Origin of the sequence: Virgibacillus sp. NKC19-16 (genome assembly GCF_021560035.1) — a bacterium.
Classification (GTDB): Bacteria; Bacillota; Bacilli; order Bacillales; family Amphibacillaceae; genus Virgibacillus_L; species Virgibacillus_L salidurans.
This window is the reverse complement of sequence record NZ_CP074373.1, coordinates 3,602,785-3,627,788: the sequence shown is the minus strand read 5'-3', so window position 1 is coordinate 3,627,788 and position 25,004 is coordinate 3,602,785. Positions and strand designations below refer to the sequence as shown.

Annotated in this window: 20 protein-coding genes and 1 riboswitch; of the genes, 16 read left to right on the top strand and 4 right to left on the bottom strand. The window is 41.1% G+C overall.

The genetic code is table 11. The annotated features are described in order from the left end of the window. Positions 1 to 131 precede the first annotated feature (131 nt). A complete protein-coding gene (locus KFZ58_RS18040; RefSeq protein ID WP_235792666.1) occupies positions 132 to 335 on the bottom strand; it encodes a helix-turn-helix domain-containing protein in 204 nt (67 codons plus the stop codon). A gap of 328 nt (positions 336 to 663) precedes the next feature. Here KFZ58_RS18040 and KFZ58_RS18035 point away from each other — a divergent pair, with 328 nt between their 5' ends. The 5 genes from KFZ58_RS18035 to KFZ58_RS18015 all read left to right on the top strand — a co-directional run bounded on the left by KFZ58_RS18035 (position 664) and on the right by KFZ58_RS18015 (position 6,974). Beyond that, on the top strand, positions 664 to 1,158 hold the full coding sequence (locus tag KFZ58_RS18035; RefSeq protein WP_235792665.1) for a PH domain-containing protein: 495 nt from the start codon (positions 664 to 666) through the stop codon (positions 1,156 to 1,158). Then, on the top strand, positions 1,155 to 2,663 hold the full coding sequence (locus KFZ58_RS18030) for a PH domain-containing protein (RefSeq protein ID WP_235792664.1): 1,509 nt from the start codon (positions 1,155 to 1,157) through the stop codon (positions 2,661 to 2,663). The genes KFZ58_RS18035 and KFZ58_RS18030 overlap by 4 nt, the downstream gene beginning before the upstream one ends. 229 nt (positions 2,664 to 2,892) lie before the next feature. Then, the gene (locus tag KFZ58_RS18025) at positions 2,893 to 4,941 is read left to right on the top strand and encodes a catalase (RefSeq protein ID WP_235792663.1); all 2,049 of its coding nucleotides are present in this window, start codon (positions 2,893 to 2,895) and stop codon (positions 4,939 to 4,941) included. 302 nt (positions 4,942 to 5,243) lie between these two features. After that, a complete protein-coding gene (locus tag KFZ58_RS18020; protein ID WP_235792662.1) occupies positions 5,244 to 6,422 on the top strand; it encodes a ParM/StbA family protein in 1,179 nt (392 codons plus the stop codon). Positions 6,423 to 6,431: 9 nt separating this feature from the next. Next, positions 6,432 to 6,974: a hypothetical protein gene (locus KFZ58_RS18015; protein ID WP_235792661.1), complete on the top strand. Its 543-nt coding sequence runs from the start codon at positions 6,432 to 6,434 to the stop codon at positions 6,972 to 6,974. A 99-nt stretch (positions 6,975 to 7,073) separates the two neighbouring features. Here KFZ58_RS18015 and KFZ58_RS18010 read toward each other — a convergent pair whose 3' ends face one another. Further along, positions 7,074 to 7,673: a GbsR/MarR family transcriptional regulator gene (locus KFZ58_RS18010; protein WP_235792660.1), complete on the bottom strand. Its 600-nt coding sequence runs from the start codon at positions 7,671 to 7,673 to the stop codon at positions 7,074 to 7,076. 615 nt (positions 7,674 to 8,288) lie between these two features. Here KFZ58_RS18010 and KFZ58_RS18005 point away from each other — a divergent pair. The 4 genes from KFZ58_RS18005 (at position 8,289) to KFZ58_RS17990 (ending at position 13,733) form a co-directional block, all read left to right on the top strand. Beyond that, the gene (locus tag KFZ58_RS18005) at positions 8,289 to 9,173 is read left to right on the top strand and encodes a glycine betaine ABC transporter substrate-binding protein (protein WP_235792659.1); all 885 of its coding nucleotides are present in this window, start codon (positions 8,289 to 8,291) and stop codon (positions 9,171 to 9,173) included. Between the two features lie 230 nt (positions 9,174 to 9,403). Then, a complete protein-coding gene (locus KFZ58_RS18000; RefSeq protein ID WP_235792658.1) occupies positions 9,404 to 11,140 on the top strand; it encodes a serine hydrolase domain-containing protein in 1,737 nt (578 codons plus the stop codon). 339 nt (positions 11,141 to 11,479) lie between these two features. After that, entirely contained in the window at positions 11,480 to 12,973 is a 1,494-nt protein-coding gene (locus KFZ58_RS17995) for a Mur ligase family protein (protein WP_235792656.1), read from the top strand. A 121-nt stretch (positions 12,974 to 13,094) separates the two neighbouring features. After that, a complete protein-coding gene (locus tag KFZ58_RS17990; RefSeq protein ID WP_235792655.1) occupies positions 13,095 to 13,733 on the top strand; it encodes a DUF421 domain-containing protein in 639 nt (212 codons plus the stop codon). A gap of 80 nt (positions 13,734 to 13,813) precedes the next feature. Here KFZ58_RS17990 and KFZ58_RS17985 read toward each other — a convergent pair whose 3' ends face one another. Then, positions 13,814 to 15,409: a BCCT family transporter gene (locus tag KFZ58_RS17985; RefSeq protein ID WP_235792654.1), complete on the bottom strand. Its 1,596-nt coding sequence runs from the start codon at positions 15,407 to 15,409 to the stop codon at positions 13,814 to 13,816. A gap of 282 nt (positions 15,410 to 15,691) precedes the next feature. Between KFZ58_RS17985 and KFZ58_RS17980 the strand changes: the two genes are divergently transcribed. Genes KFZ58_RS17980 through KFZ58_RS17970 form a run of 3 tightly spaced genes read left to right on the top strand, consistent with a single transcriptional unit; the run spans position 15,692 to position 18,055 of the window. Further along, positions 15,692 to 16,585 carry a beta-keto acid cleavage family enzyme gene (locus KFZ58_RS17980; RefSeq protein WP_235792653.1) on the top strand — a complete coding sequence of 298 codons (894 nt, stop codon included), beginning with the start codon at positions 15,692 to 15,694 and terminating at the stop codon, positions 16,583 to 16,585. A gap of 1 nt (position 16,586) precedes the next feature. Continuing rightward, entirely contained in the window at positions 16,587 to 17,561 is a 975-nt protein-coding gene (locus KFZ58_RS17975; protein WP_235792652.1) for a 3-hydroxyacyl-CoA dehydrogenase NAD-binding domain-containing protein, read from the top strand. A gap of 17 nt (positions 17,562 to 17,578) precedes the next feature. Beyond that, positions 17,579 to 18,055, top strand: coding sequence for a thioesterase family protein (locus KFZ58_RS17970; protein WP_235792651.1), 477 nt, complete (start codon positions 17,579 to 17,581; stop codon positions 18,053 to 18,055). Between the two features lie 314 nt (positions 18,056 to 18,369). Here KFZ58_RS17970 and gdhA read toward each other — a convergent pair whose 3' ends face one another. Next, positions 18,370 to 19,758, bottom strand: a complete 1,389-nt coding sequence (gene gdhA / locus KFZ58_RS17965) for an NADP-specific glutamate dehydrogenase (RefSeq protein WP_235792650.1) — start codon at positions 19,756 to 19,758, stop codon at positions 18,370 to 18,372. Between the two features lie 159 nt (positions 19,759 to 19,917). Here gdhA and gltC point away from each other — a divergent pair, with 159 nt between their 5' ends. From gltC to KFZ58_RS17945, 4 genes are all read left to right on the top strand, one after another. Further along, the gene (gene gltC, locus KFZ58_RS17960; RefSeq protein WP_235792649.1) at positions 19,918 to 20,823 is read left to right on the top strand and encodes a glutamate biosynthesis transcriptional regulator GltC; all 906 of its coding nucleotides are present in this window, start codon (positions 19,918 to 19,920) and stop codon (positions 20,821 to 20,823) included. A 99-nt stretch (positions 20,824 to 20,922) separates the two neighbouring features. Further along, a riboswitch (cobalamin riboswitch) is annotated at positions 20,923 to 21,106 on the top strand. Between the two features lie 107 nt (positions 21,107 to 21,213). After that, a complete protein-coding gene (locus KFZ58_RS17955; RefSeq protein ID WP_235792648.1) occupies positions 21,214 to 23,448 on the top strand; it encodes a ribonucleoside-diphosphate reductase subunit alpha in 2,235 nt (744 codons plus the stop codon). After that, positions 23,445 to 23,879 carry a flavodoxin gene (locus KFZ58_RS17950; RefSeq protein WP_235792647.1) on the top strand — a complete coding sequence of 145 codons (435 nt, stop codon included), beginning with the start codon at positions 23,445 to 23,447 and terminating at the stop codon, positions 23,877 to 23,879. The genes KFZ58_RS17955 and KFZ58_RS17950 overlap by 4 nt, the downstream gene beginning before the upstream one ends. Further along, positions 23,860 to 24,903: a ribonucleotide-diphosphate reductase subunit beta gene (locus tag KFZ58_RS17945; protein WP_235792646.1), complete on the top strand. Its 1,044-nt coding sequence runs from the start codon at positions 23,860 to 23,862 to the stop codon at positions 24,901 to 24,903. The genes KFZ58_RS17950 and KFZ58_RS17945 overlap by 20 nt, the downstream gene beginning before the upstream one ends. The last annotated feature ends 101 nt before the right edge of the window (positions 24,904 to 25,004 follow it).

The following is a 25,004-nucleotide window of genomic DNA, read 5'->3' as shown; positions in this document are numbered from 1 at the left end:
GCAACGCTAATAAGTCTGCGTTGCTCCTTTTAAATACTAAAGCACGCTTCACTTAAATGTTATCCGTTCCTCGAAGATCCACATCCCCACGCTATGAAAATAGTGAGGACAAATAATCCCTACTATCAATCCTACTCATCAATATACTCCATCAAATCCCCAGGTTGACAGCCTAACGCTTTACACAATGTATCGAGTGTTGTGAAGCGAATTGCTTTCCCTTTTTCGTTTTTTAATATCGATAAATTTGCTGGAGTACTATCGACTAGTTCGGAGAGTTTGTTTAGTGACATTTTACGCTCAGCCATCATGACATCAAGTTTTATACGTATCATCTTTAACCCCTATTTCGTGTCTATATTGTTTTATTATTTTATTCCACTGCATTTATAGCTTTTTTTCATTGCCCAGGAAATAAATAATAGAACAATCCCACCAATAATGAAATCAATAAGCGATTATTTGCAAGTTCAAAATCATATTTAGAATTCCATCAGTACTATAAACTTCTTATACACTAGCTTGTTTTGTTATATTAAAGCTATAGTATTCATGCTATTATTATGGATGTTTTTTACAAAAAAGGACGTTGCAGGTCACTAGGTAAGTGGTAAAATGATAATATAGAAAACAGCAAAAACTTAAGAGTAAAGGATTGATCTTTTGTACACACATGTTCAAGCACCAGAGGATCGGTTATCTAAGGATAGTGTCAAGGTCTGGTTAATCAGTGAAACAACGATGAATATCATCGGATTTATCATACTTGGTGTACTATTTTATCTTGATTATCACTTTTTCTGGAATGAATGGATAGGCTGGGTTCTTATTGGAATGACTGTCATATCTGTTTTTACGACAATCTGGTCTTTTTTTAATGCCTTTTTACTTTATAAACATTGGCGTTATGGGGTCAGCGCGGAATTTTTACAATTAAAATCAGGCGCTTTAAATGAGAAGCATCAGCTTATCCCAATGACTAAAATTCAATTTGTTTCCACGAAACAAGGACCGATAATGCGCAAATACAGACTTTACTCCATAACGGTGAAAACGATAGGATCTGAGCATGTGATTCCGGCATTGCATGAAACAGTGGCCATGGAATTGCGGGATCAAATTGCGCACTATGCAAAGGTGAAGGAGGCAGACGAATGATTGAGGAAAAACGATATCATCCGCTGCTTATCCTGTATAACATTTGGGACTTAATCAAGAATTCTATTTTCATCGCCATTCTCTTATTTATCATTCAGGGAGACTCCGATTTCTGGCTGGTGACATACGGTAGAATTGCATTTGTTGCAATCTTTGTTCTTATACTTTTGTACATTCCGATTAAATGGTTCACGCGTACGTATACGTTTGATGAGACATCGCTTCAGTTGCAGCGGAATTTTTTAACGACTACCAAGCAAACCATTCCCTATGCGAAAATTCAACATGTAAAGCGGGAAACGACATTGTTTCATCGCATTTTCAACATTACCTCTCTTAGGATTGAAACTAGTATTCAGGGTGACGTTGGTACGGTTACTTTTCATGTGCTTACACCTAAGGAAGCAACGCTGATTGAGGAGAAAATTCAAATAGGAGGACAGGGTGGCGGAGCAACTTCTGCGTCTTGTAAAGCACCAATTGAGGCTCCTGAGGCCATACCCGAACAGCAAAGCGAATCAAATCTTACTATACATTTTACACCAACGAAAGAGGATACACTAAAAGCTTCCTTTACATCGTTTAGTTTTATAGCAATTATTCCTATTGCAGGTACGTTTATTTCACAGATTGAGCGTACATTTCGTATGGAAGGGCAGATAGAAGGGCTGTTCTCTTCCATCTTTAACTCTTGGTGGATGATTACACTTTTCCTTATTGTAATAGTGCTGCTCGCTGTCTTCGCCGGGGTTATTTGGACGACAATAAGATATGGCAAGTACGAGATTGCTTCGGACACTGAAAAAATTTATATTACGAAAGGTATGCTTGAAGAAACCTATTTTTCGATTACAAAAGATAAAGTTCAGGCCATTAGTGTGGAGCAATCATTGATGAAACGGATACTCGGGCTCGCGGAGGTTAAATTGACCAGTGCTGGCGGAATGGGCGAGGATGATCTTGAAGTCAACACACTTTACCCCTTTCTTCCTGTAAAACGTGCGTATGCAATGATTACCGAAATATTGCCGTCCTATCAGTTGAGTCACACGATGGAACGTCTTCCTAGAAGTGCATTTTGGCTTCGTATTCTTGCTCCAAGCTGGCTTTGGATCATTGCCACAGCGGCTCTGTACTTTATAGAAGCGGACTTTCTTGGGATGGAACAGTCCTGGTGGATGATTTCCATTCTCATTCTTGTACTGGTAATCGTCTCCCGAATATTGAATTTTTTCCAGTCGCGTTACGTATTGAATGATCAATATGTACAATTTAAAACAGGTGGATTTACCACTACATTATTTGTTTCGAAGCGGAATAAGGTTATGGAAATTCAAGGTAGTCGAAATATCCTGCAGAAAAAACTGGGTTTAGCATCTCTTGTTACGGTAAACCGCGCCAAGCCAGTTAAGCACACGAAAATAAGGGATGTGCCGGTAGGTTGGGCCAGCATGTTTTATAAATGGTATATGGAGCGGAATAGGGAAGTGGAGGTTGAGCGATGAGTTGAAGGGGGGTGGAATCGACCAGACAGCTGAGAGAGCATCCCGACAGCAAAAGAATCAACTTGCCCACGATACTTCACACCAATGCAATACCATATCTGCAGAATAATTTGGCACTAATTGATCCTTTGAAATATTATAAATAAAAAATGGAACAAAAATCTCATACTAATCCCCTTTTAGGAAAGCATAACAAATGCAGCATTTTACTTAAGAAAGGGGAACGTCTATGAGTGATAAGAAAAAAGAAAATGAAAACAAGAAACAAGAACAATTGGAGCAGTATAAGGTAGATGATTCTAATAAAAAGATGACGATGGATCAGGGACTTAAGATTTCGGAGGATGAATTTTCCTTAACAGCCGGTGAACGCGGCCCGAGCCTGATGGAGGATTTCCATTTTCGTGAAAAAATGACCCATTTTGACCATGAGCGTATACCAGAACGGGTTGTACATGCGCGTGGTTTTGCCGCACATGGGGAGTTTGAACTATATGAGTCGATGAAGCCTTATACGAAAGCTAACTTTTTGCAAACACCTGGTACGAAAACACCCGTGTTCACCCGTTTTTCTACTGTGGTAGGCTCTCGTGGATCATCGGACATTGTTCGGGATGTTCGTGGTTTTGCGACAAAGTTTTATACAGAGGAAGGAAATTATGATTTAGTTGCCAATAATATGCCTGTTTTCTTCATTCAGGATGCCATGAAGTTCCCTGATATTGTCCATGCGATTAAGCCGGAGCCACATAATGAAATTCCACAGGCAACCGCAGCACATGATACATTTTGGGATTGGACTGCTAACAATCAGGAATCAGCACATCAGGTCATGTGGCTGATGTCTGATCGAGGGATCCCTCGGAGCTTTCGTATGATGCAAGGGTTTGGTATCAATACATTTCGCTTTGTGAACGATAAAGGTAAATCTCATTTTGTGAAATTTCATTGGATACCAGTGCTTGGTGTTCATTCATTCGTCTGGGATGAGGCGCAAAAGGTATCTGGTAAAGATCCGGATTTCAATCGACGTGACTTGTATGATGCAATTGAGCAAGGAAACTTTCCGGAATATGAATTAGGGGTGCAAATTATTGAAGAAAAAGATGAATTTGCTTTTGATTTCGATATTCTGGATGCTACGAAGCTCTGGCCGGAAGAAGACGTACCAGTTAAAATTATTGGCAAACTGACATTGAACCGTAATACGGATAACTTTTTTACGGAAACAGAACAGGTAGCTTTTCATCCGGGAAATGTTGTCCCAGGCATTGATTTTACCAATGATCCCTTATTGCAGGGGCGCTTATTTTCCTATACAGATACACAGTTAATTCGATTAGGTGGCCCTAATTTCCATGAACTACCGACGAACCGAGCAATTTGTCCGATTCATAATAACCAGCGTGACGGCTTCGGTAGGCAGACGATTCACAAAGGCAAAGTAGCCTACCATAATAATTCGCTTGCAAATAATACGCCAGCCACATCTACAGAACAAGAAGGTGGATTCGTCCATTATCAGGAGAAAATTGATGGGAAAAAGGTTCAGGCGCGCAGTGAGAGCTTTAAAGATCATTTTTCTCAAGCGAAGCTGTTTTGGAATAGTATGAGTCAGACGGAAAGACAGCATATTATTGACGCTTTCAGCTTTGAAGTTGGAAAAGTTCAAAGCATGAATATCAGACAGCAGGTTGTCGAAATGTTTAGCAATGTCGATTTAGAATTAGCAACGGCATTTGCAAAAAATATTGGAGCAACACCACCAAGCAAGGGTGGATCAAATGTTACCAAGTCCTCGCCAGCTCTCAGTCAGGCAAATACAACTAAAATACCGGCTACACGTAAAGTAGGGGTTATTTTAAATAATGGCTTTAAGGATGCCGAACTGAAGGATATATTACATGGATTGCAGGCAAAAGGGATTGTGTATGAAGTTGTCAGTGAAAAGCAGGGTGTTGTAACAGGAGAAAATGGTGAGGATCTAAAGGTTGATCACACATTCATAACGACACACTCGGTATTGTATGATGCTCTCTATATTGTTGGTGGAAGCGGGGAAAGTAATGCGTTTCATAAAAATACGACCGACTTTCTGAATGAGGCATTCAAGCATTACAAACCAATTGGGGCTACCCATGATGGGAAGAAGTGGCTGAGGGAAAATAATATGCAATCGGCCGTGGGTGTTGTTATGAATGACAATAACCAGAAATTCGTGGATATGTTTATCGATGCCATTGCAGCACACAGACATTGGGATCGGGAAGATGTTTAAGTTATAGGTATATGTGACCTGAGATGAGAGTGGAATGCTCTCGTCTCTTTTTTTAACACTCAGATTGGATAATCATGGTAAAATAATCTATGTATACATAATTGTTTACAAGTATATAAATTGTTTACAAATGAAAACAAAAAAGTTTTCTTGTACACAAAGCTGTTTACTTGTTGATTTAACAACGTGTTCATTTTGTACGCAAGTAAACGATATTGTGTGCACTAAATATATTATTGCTTATTTTATCCAAAACTATTAATCTAGTAGTAGTACTATTTTTTGAGAGGAGTAATTTTACAATGACAAATTCAAGAATTGCGGCAGTCGATGTTGGAAATGATGCCCTGAAGGCAAATTTTGGCAAACTGGAAAACGAAGTACACATACCTAACGTAATCGCACCTGATCTGGAGGATCGCCCGGTAATTGGAATCGAGGATTTGGATGAGAAGGATGTGCTGGATAATATTCATTTACGTGTACACTCCCCTGCCCTTGAGGAAAACAATGCCGTTTATCGTGTTGGGAATCTGGCAACGAAAAGTAATAATTCAACAGAGCTCGATCCTGGTGGGAGTAAATCGGAAGAGGATCAGACACTTGTAATGCTTTTTGCATCTATTGCACTGGACGCAGTGGCTAGTGACGCATTCAAATCGACGAAAAAAGACATTATTGACGCGAATTATACACTTGGAACAGGACTCCCTTTACGTGAAGTGAAGGAAGGAAAAGATGTCGGTTACCGCTCCCAGCTACTAGGTTCCGTACATCAAGTTGAATTTTTAGTAACACCGAAACACCAAGGCAAAAAGGTAAATATTAAATTTGATGAAGTCAAAGTGTATCCGGAGGGATTTGCGGCTTACGTAAATTTGATCATGGATAATGACCTGAAAGTGATTAATAAAGATCTGATTGATAAGCAAATTTTGATCCAGGATATTGGTGGTCTGTCAACAGATATTGCCGTCATTCGAAATCGTAATGTGGATGATGATAAGGCGCAAGGGTTCAATCTTGGTGTATCTGAGTCGCTGGAAGACATCCGGGAAGAAATTCGTTCCAAACATGGTGTTGAGTTAGATAGCCGCCGGGATGTTGTTGATATCATCACCCGGAAAAATGATCGGAATCATATTATGGTGAAAGGAAGCAGAACGAACGTCCATGACATCACTGATCATATTTTACTGGAGCTTGCGAAGAAGGAATACCGTTTCTTAAGAAATGTTTGGCAGAAAAACTCACAATCTGAGATCTGTTATTTTGTTGGTGGTGGGTCTACCGTATTGAAAGATTATATTAAAGCACTTAACAATAAGATGGACGGCTTTAATATAGAATTCTTTGAAGATGAAAATGAAAGTATCTGGATGATGGCAAACGCGTATTATAAGTTGGTTACAGATTTTGTCAGAAAATCGGGCAAAGATGACAGTAAGAAGGAAGAACAAGCAACGACGGAAGCTAAATAGGGTGAGAGGATGTCTAAGAAAAGTATAGAGCGGGGACAATCGATTACATTTCGTGTTCCCTCTGATACACCGGATTATCTTTTAAAACAATTGCAGAAGTTGAAAGAAACAGAGCGGAGAAATTTTTCCAGTGAAATCGCCCAGTTCGTCCTAAAAGGTGTGAATGAAACCTATTCCAAAGAACGGGAAACAATCACGATTCCGCTGCCAAAACAGCTTACAAAGGAACAGAAAAGCTGGCTTAAGCATGAACATTCGGAAGCACTAATTGGAACGATTCTCTATCAATTATTAAATGACCCAATGCGTGCGACCACATTGTTGGCCTCATTGAATAGTAATACAAGTGATATTGATGAAGCACTTTATTTACAGGAAGAGGTCGCTTCAGCTAATGAAGAAGACAAGCAGGAAGCCGATCCGGATTTTTCATTGGATAATGTGGATCTGGATGCGTTAGAAAATGACATTCATGAGAAACAAGAAGAGGAAGCAGAAACCGAGGAAGACGATGATCCTTTGGGCGACTTTTTCTCGAGTATGAATAAGTAGGAAAGCTGGTTTGAGAGGTTTGAAGCCTTTTGAACCGGCTTTTTTAATCCCCCATTGTTTTCGCGAACAGCAAGCAATGGGGCATTATTTAATCCTCGACTACTTATGTTTAGACCCTCCATGATCATCCGAAGTAGTATCCTCTGGAAAAACAGGGACAACATCAAAAATCTTCCCACTTTCAAAAAAGTCTACAAGTCGGTCGATCCAATCATAATAAGCGACCCATTCATCTAATTCCTGTTTTAGCTCATCTATTTTCTTCTCTACCTCTTCATTAGAAACTTCATCATGCCTTTGCTCGATTTGCGCAAGTTTATCCTGAAGACGCTTAGCCAATAACGAATTCTTACTGACAACATCTTTCCAGTTCGTTGTAAATAATGATATAAATGTTTGCACATAGTTATCCTCTACCGTGTAATGCTCCTTACGACTTCCTTTTACAAACTTTTTATCAGCAATGTTTAATGCCATCATCTGACGCATTACCTGACTCATTCTCGTTTTACTCATTCCTGTTTTGACCGCAAGCTCATCAAGGGTCATTGGTTCGCGATTTAAATAAATAATGCCAAGCAATCTTCCAATGGTTGAAGAAACACCAAATGTATTCATATTATCTGCAATTCGATCAGATATTTGATCTTCAGCCTCTTTCAGTTCATCCAGAACGTCTTGCCGCGTTTTATTAGCCATAAAATCCTTCCACCCCTTCACTTACTTGTTACATTAACATACATACAAAAGAAAAGAAAAAGTCTGTAGTATTTCTAATAACAAGTAAATCAAAGGAAATCTAAGAAAACAGTTTATATAATTTATACAATATATATTGCATAGGTTTTTAAAAGTTTACAGTCTTAAATGCTACTTTCCATTTATAGAGGTTTTTCCTATACTTAAAAAAGTGTTCATCAAGAAAAGACAATACGGAGGTGTTTTACTTTGTTAGATTTTAATCATATGACTAAGAACTATAAAGATGGAATACTAGCTGTTAAGGGGAAGCTGAAATGAGATCATGAAAATAGCTTTGTATAATTTAATCAAGAAAAAAGAACGTAGATACAGTGAGTGCAACAAGTTACCCTTTAATAGTATTATTTTTCTCCATGGATGAAAGAAAGAAGTCTGGGAACGTTATTTATAAAACCACTATCCTTATTAGGGAGGAGAAAATGAAGGCATATATCGGAAAATCTATGAATGATTTGTTTTGATATCGATTTTCCAAATACAATGCACCATTCATTTACCTGAAATGATCGAGCTTACAATAAACGATACTTAATATGTCAGGAGAGATTTAAAATGAAGAAAACACTATTTATTTTAATAACAATTTTATTATCACTAGTCATATACGGCTGCTCAGCAAGTGGTGATTCAGAAGATACAGGTGATGAGGAGAAACCAACATTAACGCTTGGCGTCACAAACTGGACAAGTACCGTTCCACCAACGAAAATAGCTGGACAAATCTTAGAAGACATGGGTTATGAAGTAGAAGAAATAAATGCCGATGCTGGTAGTGTTTATACCGGTATGTCAGATGGCGATGTCGATGTATTTATGGATTCATGGTTTCCAGCACAAAGACAATATATCGAGGAGTACTCCGATTCCATAGAAAGCATTTCTGTCAGTTACGATGATGCAAATTCCGGAATGGTTGTCCCTGCGTATATGGAGGATATTAATGACGTTGAAGATTTAAAAGGCAATGAAGATATAGTAAATAATGAAATGATTGCAATTGGCGAAGGTGATCCGGCAATGCAGGACATGCAAGAAGTTATAGATTTTTATGATCTGGACATTGAAATGATTAATTCATCTGAAGCAGCTATGCTAGCAGCTGCTGAAGGAGAAATGGAAGAGGGAAATCCTGTTTTGTTTTATGGATGGCGTCCGCATTCGATGTTTGATAAATTCGATTTAAAAATACTGACAAATGAGGAAGTAGCCGAACAGGAAGGATTGTTTGATTCGAGTACTATTCATGTTATTGCTAATAAGGGATTGGAAGAGAAGGCACCAGAGGCATATCAGTTTTTAAGTAACTGGAGTATATCCATGGGAGATGTGGAACAAATGATAGCCGAAATTGATAGTGGTGCGAATCCCGAAGAAGTCGCACAGGAGTGGATTGATAACAATCAAGATAAGGTTGAGGAAATGAAAAATGGAAATTAAGAAAGGCTTAGTTGTTGCTTAGTCAAATTTTCCATTAAGCGTAATTCAATCATTACATGACGATCAGGCGTTTTCCTTGACCGTCCGTTTAGTGACTCCATATTGGAACGAATTTTAACGCGGAGCAACTTAATACACGCATTAAAACGTGTGAAAAGAGAAAAAATTTATTGATAGTAAAGTCCCTAAATTTTTATGATTGGATACAGACAAGAGAGGAGCATGAAATTATGAAAATAGCGAACGATCCAATTATGTGGAAAGAACTCATCGAGGGGACGGAAGTTAAGGGTTTAACACAGAACTATCAATTCGCTGCCCCCGATAACGCTCAGGCACCTTCTACGGAATTTGAAGGTGCTTTGAAGCTTGAAGGTACACAAATGGGGATAAGCCCAGACTTCAATACGCACAAAGTACACGGCAAAGATATTACCTTTTTTCCAGACGTGTCTTTAGAATTTTTTACGGTAGATGACAAATATCTAGTTCCCGTGACTCAGGATGTCATCCCAAATGGCACGTTGGAGCATACAAGAAGCTACTGGGATATCGTTGTCCAACCGGGGCGTGTTTGGAGTAACTTTGACCAAGATAACGACTGGAATCGTGCGTCATTTCCATTTTCTCTCGTCAATCGCTTAGAAGGAGAAACGCGTATTGGAATTGCCATGTTCCTTTATAAAGAAGATAAAGTTTCACATGTTCGATTTCAAATAGTTGCTCAGACAGGTCCTTTCGATGTATCGGGCTACTTCAATGCCTGGGGAGTTACGAAGGCATCATATAAGTCCGGCGGAATAGATAACCTGGAGAATCACAAAAATGTTTATCGTCGTCACCTCGAAAACCGCTTTCCAACCGCACCATTTAATGAATTAAAAGAAAAGGTCGGCGCTAAAACCCTAGCGGCGTTTAACGGGGCAACAAACACAGCGGAGGAGAAACACGTTCTCCAGACTGGTCTTCTCTATGAGGGAGTACTTTATCGATCTCCTTGCCATTTCGCTGCTGGTCCATTTCCATATTGCGATGAAATTCGTTATGGCGTGTGGTCAGTGACAAAAACAGCGATGATGAACGTTGCGATGTTACGTTTAGCAGAGAAGTATGGGCGTGGTCTGCTTGATGAGAAGATCGCTAACTATATACAAATACCAGAAACCCAAACAGAGTGGAAGGCTGTCACTTACCTGGATATGGCTAACATGGCTTCAGGACGTGGTGCCACCGCTGATGATCCGACATCCTATTTAGGTGATTACCACAGATGGTATTTAGCACCCTCGAAGAATGAAAAGGTTACGGAATCATTAGACTATCCTCGGATTTGGGAGCCCGGAACGAAATACAACTATCGTGATCAAGATGCATTTCTTCTTGGCGTTGCTCTTGAAGGGTTTCTCCGGAGTAAGGAGGGCGAGGACGCCTCATTGGAGCAGTTGCTCAAGAAAGAAGTGTACGAACCAATTGGTATTTACTACGCACCAGTAAATCGCAGCATCGAGGACAACGGCTTATCTGGTCATCCCAGAATGGATTTCGGTTATCACGCCACACTGGACGACTTGGCAAAAATCGCTTTGCTCTATGAAAAGCGCGGTAACTGGAATGGCAAGCCGATACTAAATCGCCAGCTGGTGGACAGCATATTGCCAAAACAGGATCCTCCAGCTTTAGCTCTTCCCAAGGGAGTGAGGAATGAGTTTGGACCTAAATATTATGCTATGAATTGGCATATTGAGCCTTATCGCTCATCAGAAGGACGCGAGCTCTATCTGCCAAATATGAGGGGCTATGGTGGTAATATTGTTACGCTCATGCCTGGCCATGTAGTCGGTTTGCGAATGGCGAACAACCTAATAACTTCAGATTCGGCAGACTTTGATTCTACGGTGCCCCAGGCGAGAGTAGGCGATCAACTTGTATCTTTTTGCAGGGATAATGACCAAAAAAACAACAACTGAAAAAGTAGAAAGACAATTGAAAGGTAAAGCTGTTATCTTGTCATAAGATAACAGCTTTACCTTTTTAATGTAGGGCAGCCTTTCACCAATAAATTTAGCTTTCCAAATAGCCTGAAGGTGGATCCCGACCTGTGCGATAAGGCATTTGCCATGTATTGGATGTGGCTTTAACGCAGATGAGGTTTTTCTGTTAAACGCCTAAAAAATATGCTATACTCTATGGATTAGAAGTACTTATTTAGGTACTGTTCCAGAATCGCTTTTTTGATATAATTATGTACATATAAATAGCAAATATAGATAATGCAGGGGAGACAAGGTTTAGTGGAGGTAATCAAAATGAAATTAAATAACTTGTTAAAAGCAATAGAAATACAAAATAATCCAACATCAACGAATATCGATATTTCCGGAATTTCGTATCATTCGCAGAAAGTGACAGAAGACCATCTTTTTGTCTGTATCAGGGGATATAAAACGGACGGGCATAGATACCTTGAGGATGCCGCAAACCGTGGAGCAAAAGTTGCTATCGTAGAAGAAATTCAGGAAAACGTCGCTATTTCCCAGATTCTTGTCGAAAATAGTAGAATAGCATTAGCAAAGATAGCTGCTGCTTATTACAACCGTCCATCGGAAAAACTAAAAATGATCGGGATTACAGCAACAAATGGTAAAACGACGACCTCGTATATGGTAAATGCTATTTTGGAACAGCATGCACTTAAAACCGGATTAATCGGAACAGTGAATGTGAAAAACGGAGAAACTTCTATTCCAGCAGAACTCACAACACCGGAATCTTTGGAACTACAATACTTTTTAAACGAAATGGCCCATAATGACGTCTCCCATGTGAGCATGGAAGTGTCTTCTGCTGCGCTTGAAATGCATCGCGTGGAGGCAGTCGATTATGACATTGTGTCACTTCATAACATCAGCAAGGAGCACGTGGATACACATGGTTCTTTTGAAAGATATTTTGAAGTGAAATCCAGTTTGATTCGAGATGCTTCCGAGCATAGTTTTGCAATCCTTAATCTCGATGATGCATATTCAGCATCACTTGTTGATCAAACGAACGCGAAAGTGATTGCTTTTGGAGTTAATAGTAACAAAGGAACGGTGCGGTGTAAGGACTTGGATCTATCCACAGGGCGGGCAAGATTCACATTTGAGATTTTAAAACCTTTTACAGTGGATAATATAGAATACAAGCCCAGCCAGTTTAACGTAGAGTTGTCTGTGCCGGGCCTTCATTCGGTATATAATTCCATGACTGCGATTATTATTGGATTGCTTAATGGCGTGCCGATCGAGACAATTCAGCAATCATTAAAAGAATTTACCGGTGTTCCGAGAAGATTTGAATTTATTTACGAAGATAAATTCAAAGTTGTGGACGACCACTTTGCCAACCCGGGAAATATCAAAGTGACCTTGCAAACCATACATTTTATGGATTACAACAATCTCCATGTCGTTTATGCGATCAGAGGCAGGCGGGGAGCAAAAATTAACAGGGATAACGCGGAAATTCTCGCTAATTGGGCTGCTGAGCTAGGGATAAATGAAGTGACGGCAACCAGGAGTATTTCGCATACGACCGAAAAAGATAAAGTGACAGACGAGGAACTGGATGCATTTATGGATGTGATGGCAGAAGCGAATATTAAAGTCCATTTATATGATGAACTGCCAGGTGCTATCGTTGAGTCGTTAAATAAAGCAATGGAAGACGATCTTGTTCTATTAGCTGGTTGCCAGGGCATGGATTATGGTGCAGGCGTTGTGCTGGACCAGCTCAGCCAAGCAGGTGTGAAAATGAAATAAATTTTCAGTAGGGTACTCCTTTCAATAGAAACGGGTGCCTTTTGTTTTGCTAGCACAGTGCATAATACCAAGCCTATCAGTCAAACTATGCATATCACCCATAAAAAGGAGCTTGCATTGTATGGAATTTGATTGGATTTGGAAAGCAGTCGTCATTATAGTTGGTGGCACACTTCTTTTACGGTTAGCAGGAAGAAAATCAATTTCGCAAATGACCCTTGCTCAAACTGCGATCATGATTGGAATCGGCTCCCTGCTGATTCAGCCAGTTGCCGGGGAAAATATCTGGGTGACGCTCGGAGTTGGTGCCATACTCGTACTGACATTGATCGTCATGGAGTTTCTGCAAATTAAAGGAGATTTTTTCGAAGGCTTAATCACAGGTAAAGCAAAGGTATTGATAGAAAATGGGACGTTAAATGAGAAAAATCTAAGAAAGCTGCGATTAACGACAGATCAGCTGGAAATGAATTTGCGTCAAAAGAATATAACGAGGATAAGTGATGTGCAATGGGCGACACTCGAGCCAAATGGTCAAATCGGTTACGTATTAAAGCCAGAAGCACAGACCGCAACGAAAAAAGACTTACAACAGCTAGAGACGATGCAGCAAACACTTGACCAAATTGTGCAGCATTTGGGGATGATGAATGTAAACCAACCCAACAACCAACCCCTCCCTCCAGACCAGCAAGATGATTTATTTGCTGAAGTGAAGCGGAAGAGTCATAAAAACACACCGCCGAAGCATTTGCAGTGATTGGGTGTGGGCTAGGCACCCGTAATGGGTGCTTTTTCGCGTTTTCAATCGCCAAGGAGCGTTCTAGGTAATCGTTTCGATTATTCTTCCCCCCGCTTACGATTCCTCTTCACCGATTCACTAGGATCAATATGAATCGTGGGGGAGTTGTAATCTCTGGAAGCTCTAATATCACTGCTGGATGCCTTCATAAAGGACCAGGCGAGTAAGAACATGATAAATATAACCGGGAATCCTGCGACAATACTTGCTGTTTGCAATGTTTCTAAGCCTCCAATATACATCATGACAAGTGGCAATATGCATAACGTAAATGCCCAGAACAAGCGATTCCAACGCATCGGCTCGCCTTGAACTTTCTTTTGCACGACTGAAGCCAGAATAAAGGACGAGGAATCAAATGTTGTTGCCAAAAATATGATCGCAAGGATGGTAAACAACGCGACCATGATACCTGCCATTGGTAATTGGCCCATGATTGCGATAATAGCGGAAGGTGCACCAAATTCATTCATATGGCCGATAACGTCAAATGCCCCTGACAGCTGTAGATATAGCCCGAAGTTTCCCATAATACCAAAGAACAAGACACTGCCAATGGTTCCATATACCATTGTACCAATGATCATCTCTTGAATGGTGCGTCCACGGGAGATACGTGCAACAAACAGCCCGACAAACGGCGCATAAACAACCCACCAAGCCCAGTAAAACACGGTCCAGGATTCCGGGAATTCTGTTTCGGTAAACCCGGCTAAGTTACCGAACGGCTCCAACCATGTAGCCATCCTGAAAAAGTTATCAGCAAGAATGCCAAAACTGGAAATAGTTGTTTCACTGATGAAAACGGTTGGTCCAAATACGAAGATAAATGACAGGACAAAAACGGCCAGCCATAAATTAATATCACTTAAAAATTTGATTCCTCGCTTTAATCCGGAATACGCGCTAATTGCAAATATGACTGTACATAAAAGCAAGATTGCGGTTTGGAGACCAAGTGTAACCGGGATTCCTGTAAGCTCATTAACACCTTCTGCAATCATTGGTGTTCCAAGTGCCAACGTCGTTCCGGCCCCGCCCATTAAACCAAATATGAACAAAACATCAATAACTACACCGACCGGTCCATCAGCTAACTTGCCGATTACAGGTTGTACCGCTTTACTGATCTTAAGCACCGGATTCCTCCGAACATAATAGAAATAAGCAATTGGTAACGCGGGTAATGTATAAATCGCCCAAGCAATTGGCCCCCAATGGAAAATACCATAGGCAGACGCCCATTGGATGGCTTCATTTGATTCGGGTGACACGCCAAATGGCGGCCCCTGATAATAGTAAGCCCACTCGATCATTGCCCAGTACAGGATACTTGATCCAATTCCGGCCGCAAATAACATGGCAGCCCAAGAAAGATTACCGAACTCCTTCTCATCATCTTTATCTCCAAGCTTAATTTTTCCATTTTTACTAAACGCAACAAACAACAGGAAAATGAAAGCTACTAACCCAAGGATCATATAAAGAACACCAAAGTTTCCGGTCATAAAACTGTTCGCCATATTTATAACTTCAGCACCGGCCTCTGGAAAAAGCATTAGCGGAATTGCAACACATAACAAGACAATCAACGCGCCGATAAATGTAGGCCAATCAATCAATTTTGCATTCATAAAAACAGTCCTTTCTATCTAAAAAAATTTTTATTAAATAATAAAACATAAACTTTGTAAAATTTAAGTTGTATAAAGTTTACGTTGAACAGGCTCACTTTTTCTTTAGTATGCTCCAATTTCCGGTATATAATTGTATTTTTTATTTTTTTTGATGCATGTTAAAGTTTTATAAGGATAAACAACCATGCTATATCCGCTCACAGCAACACGGCAAAATAGAAGTAAATAAAATTAGCATTTTGTGGAAACATTTAGATATAGATAAGGGAGGAATTCATAATGAATAAGAATGTAATTGTTTCATGTGCAGTAACAGGTGCAGGAGAAACGACAGAAAAGAGTCCACATGTTCCTGTGACCCCAAAGGAAATTGCAGATTCAGCGATTAAAGCAGCGAAAGCAGGAGCAACCATTGCACATGTGCATGTACGCGATCCGAAAACAGGAAAATTAAGTCACGATGTGAATCTTTTTAAAGAAGTAGTGGAGCGCATTCGTGAGGCAGATACAGATGTGATTATAAATATTACAGCCGGCGGTGGCGGTGACTGGGTGCCAAGTGACGCAGATCCTACAAAAGGCGGTGAAGGTACAGACATACAGACACCAGAAGAGCGGCACGAGCCTGTCGGATTGCTGCTTCCGGAAATTTGTACATTGGATTGTGGTAGTGTGAATTTTGGTGATCAACTGTATGTTAGCCCAAGCAATTGGCTACGCAAGCAGGCCCGTCTTATTAAAGATAGTGGTGTCAAGCCCGAGCTGGAATGCTTTGACACCGGGCATATCCGTTTTGCTAATCAATTGGCTGCAGAGGGGCTTGTTGAAGGAGATCCGCTCTTTCAATTCTGCTTAGGGATTCCATGGGGAGCGGATGCAGATGCAGAAACATTAGCTTATATGAGAACTCGTATCCCGGAAAACGCAAACTGGGCTGCTTTCGGAATAGGTCGGATGCAAATGCCTATGGTTGCAGAATCCGTGCTTCAAGGCGGTAATGCGCGCGTCGGATTAGAAGATAATCTTTATTTAAAAAAAGGACAGCTTGCTACAAATGAACAACTTGTTGATAAAGCAGTGGGCATTGTGCATAGCCTTGGTTCAGATATCATGTCACCAGCAGATGCACGTGAATTTTTAAACTTACAGAAACCAAACGGAAAGGCGAATTAATATGAAATCAGAAGAATCAACAGCACAGATAAAAAACATCACCATTGTAGGAACCGGCGTCATTGGCAATGGCTGGATTACACGATTTTTGGCAAATGGCTATCAGGTAACAGCGAGCGATCCTGACCCGGAAGCGGAAGAACGCACACGCGTGGCAGTCGAACGTGCATGGCCAGCAATGGAGAAGGTAGGTTTAGCGGAAGGGGCTTCATTAGATCAGTTATTTTTCGAAAGTGACCTGAAAACAGCTGTTTCGAATGCTGACTTTATTCAGGAAAATGTACCTGAACGCGAGGAGCTTAAGCGAACAGTGATCGCTGAAATTGATCAGCATGCACCAGAAGAGGCCGTGATCGCTTCAAGTACATCGGGTATTTTACCTAGTACCTTACAGGCCGATTGCGAGCATCATCCGGGGCGCGTTATCGTGGCACATCCTTTTAATCCAGTGTATTTGATGCCATTGGTTGAACTAGTTGGTGGAAATAAAACGAAAAACTTTTATATTGAAAAAGCAAAAGCCTTTTATGATAGTATTGGCATGAAGCCCCTCGTCATTCAACGGGAAATTGAAGGGCATGTGGCAGATCGGCTGATGGAAGCGATCTGGCGGGAATCCCTGCATATCGTCAATGATGGCGTGGCAACAACAGAAGAAGTAGATGCATCCATTGTCTATGGGCCTGGTCTGCGTTGGGCATTAATGGGGCCATTTCTAACCTTGCATATGGGTGGTGGAAAACAAGGCATGAGACATTTGCTTGAGCAATTTGGCCCGGCATTAAAACTTCCATGGACTAAATTAGTAGCACCAGAGTTAACCGATGAACTTGCTGAGAAAGTAATTACAGGTACAGAAAAGCAAACAGCGAATACCTCAATGGATGAACTAGAAGAACGCCGGGATCAATTTTTGATCGAGCTCCAGGAATTATTAGAAAAGTATTGGCCTGCAGAGACTGTCGGACGGCTATAATATGGAGGGGACCTAAAGTGGGAACAGCAAAAGTAATTCTACAAAATAACGTAAGGGATGAATGGATCGATTATAATGGGCACATGAATGATGCAGAATATGTGCGTGTATTCAGTTGGGGTGTTGACGCGTTTATGAAAGCGATCGGTTTGGACGAAAGTTTTCGTGATGAAAAGCAGTACACGACGTTTACATTGGAAAACCATGTCTGTTATTTAGCAGAAATGAAACGTCACGAGCCATTTGAGGTACATTTGCAACTGATTGATTATGACGAGAAGCGTGCACATGTCCTTTATGAGTTGTATGGAAAAGATGGCAAACGAGCCGCAACGAGTGAACAAATGCTCATGGGGATTGATCAGACAACAGGAAAGCCCGCACCATTTCCGGATCCAATTTATTCTGAGGTAAAGGGATTGGCTGAAGCTCATACACCTGATGAAAAACCTGCCGAAGTTGGACGTGTGATTGGGATTAGAAGGAAGAAGTGAAAATAAGCAAGCATGCAGTGGGTAACCACTGTTTGCTTGCTTATTTAGCATCAATTGTGAAATAAAGACCGAAAAAATTTGTTCCCGCAGGAGTCACGGCACTTCGCTTATCCGAACTGACGAGGGGGCTCACCATCCGCCCTAAGGTGCGCGAAATGGGTTTCCGGAGCGAGTCGCTGCTTTCAACCAGTGTTTGCAAAAAATTGTCACTACGTCCTCTTTTATATCAACTACGAAGATTTAAAAGCAATAATACTTATGAAATGAGCCAAAATAAAAAACATGCAGATAACCTCTGCATGTTTCAAAAATTATTAAACCACACCCTGAGCAATCATTGCATCCGCAACTTTTCGGAAACCTGCGATATTTGATCCGGCCTCTAAATTGCCTGGGAGATCAAATTCCTCAGAGGAAGCGATACAATTTTGGTAGATATTTTTCATGATTTCCTGCAGTTGCCCGTCGACTTCTTCAAATGTCCAGGACATCCGCATGCTGTTTTGTGCCATTTCAAGGGCAGATACTGCTACACCGCCAGCATTTACGGCTTTTGCAGGTCCGTACAATACATCATTGGATAAAAATACATCAATAGCTTCTGAGTTACAAGGCATGTTTGCTCCTTCTCCAATTGCTTTGACGCCATTTTGAACAAGCAGTTGAGCTGCGTTTTCATCAAGTTCGTTTTGTGTAGCACATGGAAGCGCGACATCGCAAGGAATCTCCCAGATGCCAGTACATCCTTCAACATAAGTAGCTTCAGGATACTTTTCGATGTATTCACTGATACGCCCGTTATTTTCTTCTTTAATCTCTTTTACGACGTCAAGATCAATACCATTTGCATGATAAATATAGCCGCTTGAGTCACTGCATGCAACAACGGTAGCACCCAGTTCCATCGCCTTTTCGATGGCATAGATTGATACATTTCCGGATCCTGATACAACCACCGTAGATCCGTTCACAGACTGTCCTTTATCTTTTAGCATTTCTTCTAAGAAGTAAATCGTCCCATATCCGGTAGCTTCTGTACGTGCCAAGCTGCCGCCGTATTCTAATCCTTTTCCAGTTAAAACACCTGCATCAAAGCTGGAATTCATTTTCTTGTATTGGCCAAACATATAGCCAATTTCTCTAGCCCCTACACCGATATCGCCAGCGGGTATGTCGGTGTTCGGACCGATGTATTTGGCAAGTTCTGTCATAAAACTTCGGCAAAAGCGCATGATTTCATTATCTGATTTGCCTTTAGGGTCAAAATCAGCTCCGCCTTTTCCTCCGCCAATAGGCTGTCCGGTAAGGGAGTTCTTGATGATTTGCTCCAGTCCAAGGAATTTTACAATACTTAAATTGACGGACGGGTGGAAGCGCAAGCCACCTTTATACGGTCCTAGTGCGCTGTTAAACTGGACCCGAAATCCGCGATTTACATGTGTGTTGCCCTCATCATCAACCCATGGGACACGGAACGTAATTACACGCTCGGGTTCAATAATTTGCTCTAAAATTCCTTTTTCCATGTAGATGGGGTATTTTTCTAGGACAGGTATAAGGGATTTGAAGATTAATGCTACAGCTTGATGGAATTCGGATTCATTCGGGTCACGTTTTACAACGGTTTCATATACTTTTTCCAAATAATCGTGGACTTTTTGTTTGTTGTCTGTACTCTTTTTTTCGCTAACGGCGTTTATCATTCTATTCCTCCTTGCTTTTTGTTGGTATAATTAAGTGAAAATTTTTGTTGGAAAATTAGCTAATACTATTCTAGTTTACAAAAAATAATTCATCGAAGCAATATCAATTATAGATGAAATCAATGCCAATATGCGATAATGGACAAAGAGGTGAGTGTTATGGAACTGAAACAGATTAAATATTTCATTGAGGTTGCAAAGCAAGAACATGTGACAAGGGCGGCTGATACCCTGCATGTAGCACAATCTGCGGTTAGCCGGCAAATTTTTAACCTGGAGGCAGAACTTGGTGTTGATTTATTTATACGTGAGGGGAGGAACGTCCGTTTAACTTCGATCGGAAAGGTATTCTTAGACCGGATGGAAAATGCCATTCATGTTATTGACGATGTTTCTCAAATTATTGAAGAGTACACAGATCCGGAGATGGGGACGATCCATATTGGGTTTCCCAGCAGTGTAGCGAGTTATATTCTGCCAACAGCGATTTCTGCATTTCGGGAGCGCTACCCGAATGTGAAGTTTAAATTAAATCAAGAATCCTATTATGAACTAAAACAGGCCGTCATCAAGGGTGAAATCAATATGGCATTACTGGGACCTGTCCCGGTAAAGGAAAAGAAATTAGAGGGTACAATCCTTTTTTCGGAAAATATGGCAGCATTATTGCCGGCAAGTCACCCGCTTGCAGGATCCGATTCCCTGCATTTGAATGAATTAAGAGATGACTCCTTTGTATTGTTTCCGGAAAACTTTGTCCTGCGCAATATTACGATTGATGCATGCAGGCAACTTGGATTTGAACCGAACGTTTCCTTTGAGGGCAAGGATATTGATGCCATAAAAGGATTGGTCTCTGCAGGGCTCGGAGTATCTCTCATACCGGAGATAACACTCGTTGATAATTTGCCCCGTGCAACGGTGAAGATGCCGATTACTACACCAAATGTCACCAGAACGGTAGGAGTTATCGTGCCGTCAGATCGTCAATTACTTCCAACAGAAAAATTATTCTATCAATTTTTAAAAGAATTCTTCGTGCGTCTTGAGCAGTTTCAGAGTTAATCCGGGGAAAAAACAGGTAAAAAATCATTGCATTCTATTAGACTGTATGCTAGAGTTGGATACAACATATAGAGAATAAATTAGTTAAGTATAACCATATATAGTATTTTGAGCTACGGTGATAGTAATTGCTGTCTGAAAAGGGAATCCAGTTCAAAGCTGGAACTGCCCCCGCAACTGTACGTGTGGACGATGAGGGATAACCACTGTATTTTAACATACGGGAAGGACTCTAGGAGGTAGAAGCACAAGTCAGGAGACCTGCCATAGCTTGACAGTATCATTTCTCCGGGGTGAGGGAAAGGTGAAGCGGCATTATTTGTGTTGTTATTTACCGTTCATCCCATGAGGTGAGCGGTTTTTTAATTTATAACAAAGGGGAATTTATTCATGATCACAGTAGCAACAGCAAATCAGGAGCATATCATTCAAAAGATCGACCGCGCGGCGGAAAATTTATCTATCAACACAGAAAAATACAAAGAAAAATCACTACGAGCAATTCAGTCGAATGCTGCGCCGGAAAAAATGGCGGAAGTTCTAATCAAAAATGCACTCGAAAACATCGACGAGGTAAGTACCGAGTGGACCTATCTCGCAAGCCGGATTTATTTGCAGGAACTCTACCGCCAAGCAGGAGAGAACCGGCAGTATGATCCCGCGATTCGGTATGGAAATTTTTATACACTTATCCACACACTTACGCACAAAGGGATCTATTCGGAGGCCATACTGGACAAATATACAAAAGAGGAAATCGATCGCCTCGCCGAATATATTGAATCGGATCGTGATCTGCTTTTCAATTATTTAGGTTTATATTCCATCGCAACAAGATATCTCGCAACCGATCACGGGAAAAATACATATGAACTGCCACAGGAGCGCTGGATGATTATTGCGATGTATCTCATGCAGGATGAACCTAAGTCTGAGCGGACCGGTCTTGTTACCGAAGCATATTGGGCACTCAGCAACCTATACATGACAGTCGCAACACCCACATTAACAAATGCTGGAAAAACGCATGGCCAACTCTCCAGCTGCTTCATAGATACCGTCGACGACAGCCTGCAATCGATCTATGACAGTAATACCGATATTGCCAAACTATCGAAAAACGGCGGCGGCATTGGCGTTTACATGGGTAAAATTCGCAGCCGCGGCAGTGCGATCAAAGGATTTCAAGGGATGTCCAGCGGCGTTGTTCCATGGATTAAACAGCTGAATAATACAGCAGTGAGTGTGGATCAGCTTGGGACGAGAAAAGGTGCGATCGCAATTTATTTGGATGTGTGGCATAAGGATATCGAACCCTTTCTTGATTTAAAATTAAATAACGGGGACGATCGAATGCGCGCCCATGATATTTTTACAGGGGTTACGCTGCCGGACTACTTTATGGAAAAAGTGGAGAATCGCGAGGATTGGTATTTATTTGATCCACATGAAGTGAGACAAGTGATGGGCTATTCGCTGGAAGACTTTTATGATGAGGAAAGAGGAGACGGGGTGTGGCGCAGGAAATACGAGGAATGTGTTCAGTCCGAGCTGCTTTCGAAAAGAAGCGTCTCCGCAATTGATATCATGAAACGGATTATGAAGTCACAGCTCGAATCAGGCACACCATTCATGTTTTACCGTGATGAGGTGAACCGGCAGAACAGCAATCCGCATAATGGCATGATTTATTGTTCTAATTTATGTACGGAAATCACACAAAACCAGTCACCAAGTGAGTTTGTCGAAGAATTTATTGAAAATGAAGATACGATTGTTAAAAAATACAAGACAGGTGACTATGTTGTTTGTAACTTGAGCTCCATTAACCTCGGAAAAGCTGTACCGGATGATGTACTGGAACGGTTGATTAAAATTCAGGTACGCATGCTGGATAATGTGATTGACATTAACACATTGCCGATAAAACAAACGCAGTTAACCAATCATAAATACCGTGCAATCGGGCTTGGAACCTTTGGTTGGCATCACTTGTTAGCCCTGAAGGATATAAAATGGGAAACAGAGGAATCGGTCACATTTGCCGATGAATTGTATGAAAAAATTGCTTATTTGACGATAAAAAACAGCATGGAATTAAGTAAGGAAAAAGGAAGTTATCCTGCGTTTGAAGGCAGCAAGTGGAGTGATGGAACTTACTTTAAGCAAAAAGGCTACACGGATGATAAGTGGATGGCGTTAAAAGGGGAAGTAGAAGCAAATGGGATGCGTAATGGGTATTTAATGGCAGTGGCACCTAACTCAAGCACCTCTATGATTGCAGGGTCAACAGCAAGTATCGATCCAATTTTTAAGCCTTTTTACAATGAGGAAAAGAAGGATTTTAAAATACCAACAACCGCACCTAATTTAAATCATAACACATACGAGATCTACCGCCGTTCCGCTTATATTGTGGATCAGCGCTGGTCAGTCAGGCAAAATGCAGCACGTCAAAAGCATATTGATCAAAGCATTTCATTCAATATATATGTACCGAATACGATTCGCGCGTCGGTACTATTGGATGTACATTTGCAGGCATGGAAGCAAGGATTGAAGACGACGTATTATGTTCGTTCAACAGCAAATGAAATCGAAGAATGTGAGTGGTGTGAAAGTTGAGAACCTTAATTGCTTATTTATCCTATAGCGGAAATACAGAAGAGGTAGCGGATTATATTGAAACAAAGCTAAGGTGCGAAAATCTATCTGTGGAGCGGCATCTTATCGGAATCGATGTCCCAATAGATCCCGAAATGTATGATTATATCTTTCTCGGAACATTCACGTGGGAATACGGTAACACACCAGATGAGGTGAAGGACTTCGTGCTAGAAGTTGGCTATAAACCGGATAATATTGCCGTATTTGGAACAGGGGATACCCAATTTGGCGGTGAGGAATTGTTTTGCAGGGCTGTGGATAAACTTGCGAAATTTTATCACAGCCGCTGGGACGGTTTGAAGATTGAGCAATCACCTCGGGGAAGCCAGGAAGAGATAATAGATAAATGGGTAGAAGGAGTGTTACAAAATGCCAAGAGCTATGCTTGAGAAGGCGAAAACGTTGGAACCGCGTAATCCGAATAAATCAACCGGATTGTTTGGGGGTAAGTCGAGCGGGATTTTGAATTGGAATAACATTGCTTATCCACATTGGTATAAGATCTATAAGCGGCTTGTGGGTAACTATTGGCAGGCAGATGAAGTCAACATGTCCGGTGATGTGAAGCAGTTTCGCGCTTTGCCTGAATCAGAGCAGGAGGCATATTTGAAAATAATTGGCCTATTATCCACATTGGACGGTCCACAAACGAGAACTGCCCTGCTTTTGTCCCTGTATTCAACTGATGCATCGGTACAATCGATTATGGCAGTTATGGCTCAGCAGGAAGCGGTGCATAATGAAAGCTACTCCTATGTACTTTCATCCGTCGTATCGCTGGATGAGCAAAATGAATCTTTTGATCTCGGGAGAAAAGATCCTGTACTCTTGAAGCGAAATGAGAATCTGATCAAGCAATATAACGCATTCGTTGAAGAACCAACTATCGAAAATATCCTGAAGACGCTTGTGTACACGTCCTTGCTTGAGGGGATGTTCTTCTATTCCGGCTTTGCGTTTTTCTATAACCTGGCACGACACAACAAAATGGTCGGTACATCAACGATGATCAGCTATATTAACCGTGATGAACTCGAGCACGGACGCTTCATTGCAGAACTGTTCCGCGCAACACTGAGTGAAAACCCGGAATACAATACAGCTGAATTTACCGATTGGGTTTATACGCATTTTCAGGATTCGGTTGAGCTGGAAATCGAGTGGTCAAATTATGTACTGGCAGATGTGGAAGGCATCGACCTTGAAGAAATGGCAGGCTATATTAAATACCGCGCAAATAAGATGCTGCGAATGATGGGGCTGGAAGAAGTCTATCCACGACATGTGGAAAATCCAATGAAGTGGATCCGTGCCTATGTGGATAACTTTGATGGAACGAAGACAGACTTCTTTGAACAGAAGTCCAGGCAGTATACCAAGACGAGTGATTTGAATGGGTTTGATGATCTATAATATTTTGGTGGAGATGATTGGCGTGGAGCTGATCGTCTCCGCTTTTTGTGTTTAAGAGGAGCTGTGGAAAAGTGCGGCGTGGAAACGGGAGAGCCGAGCCT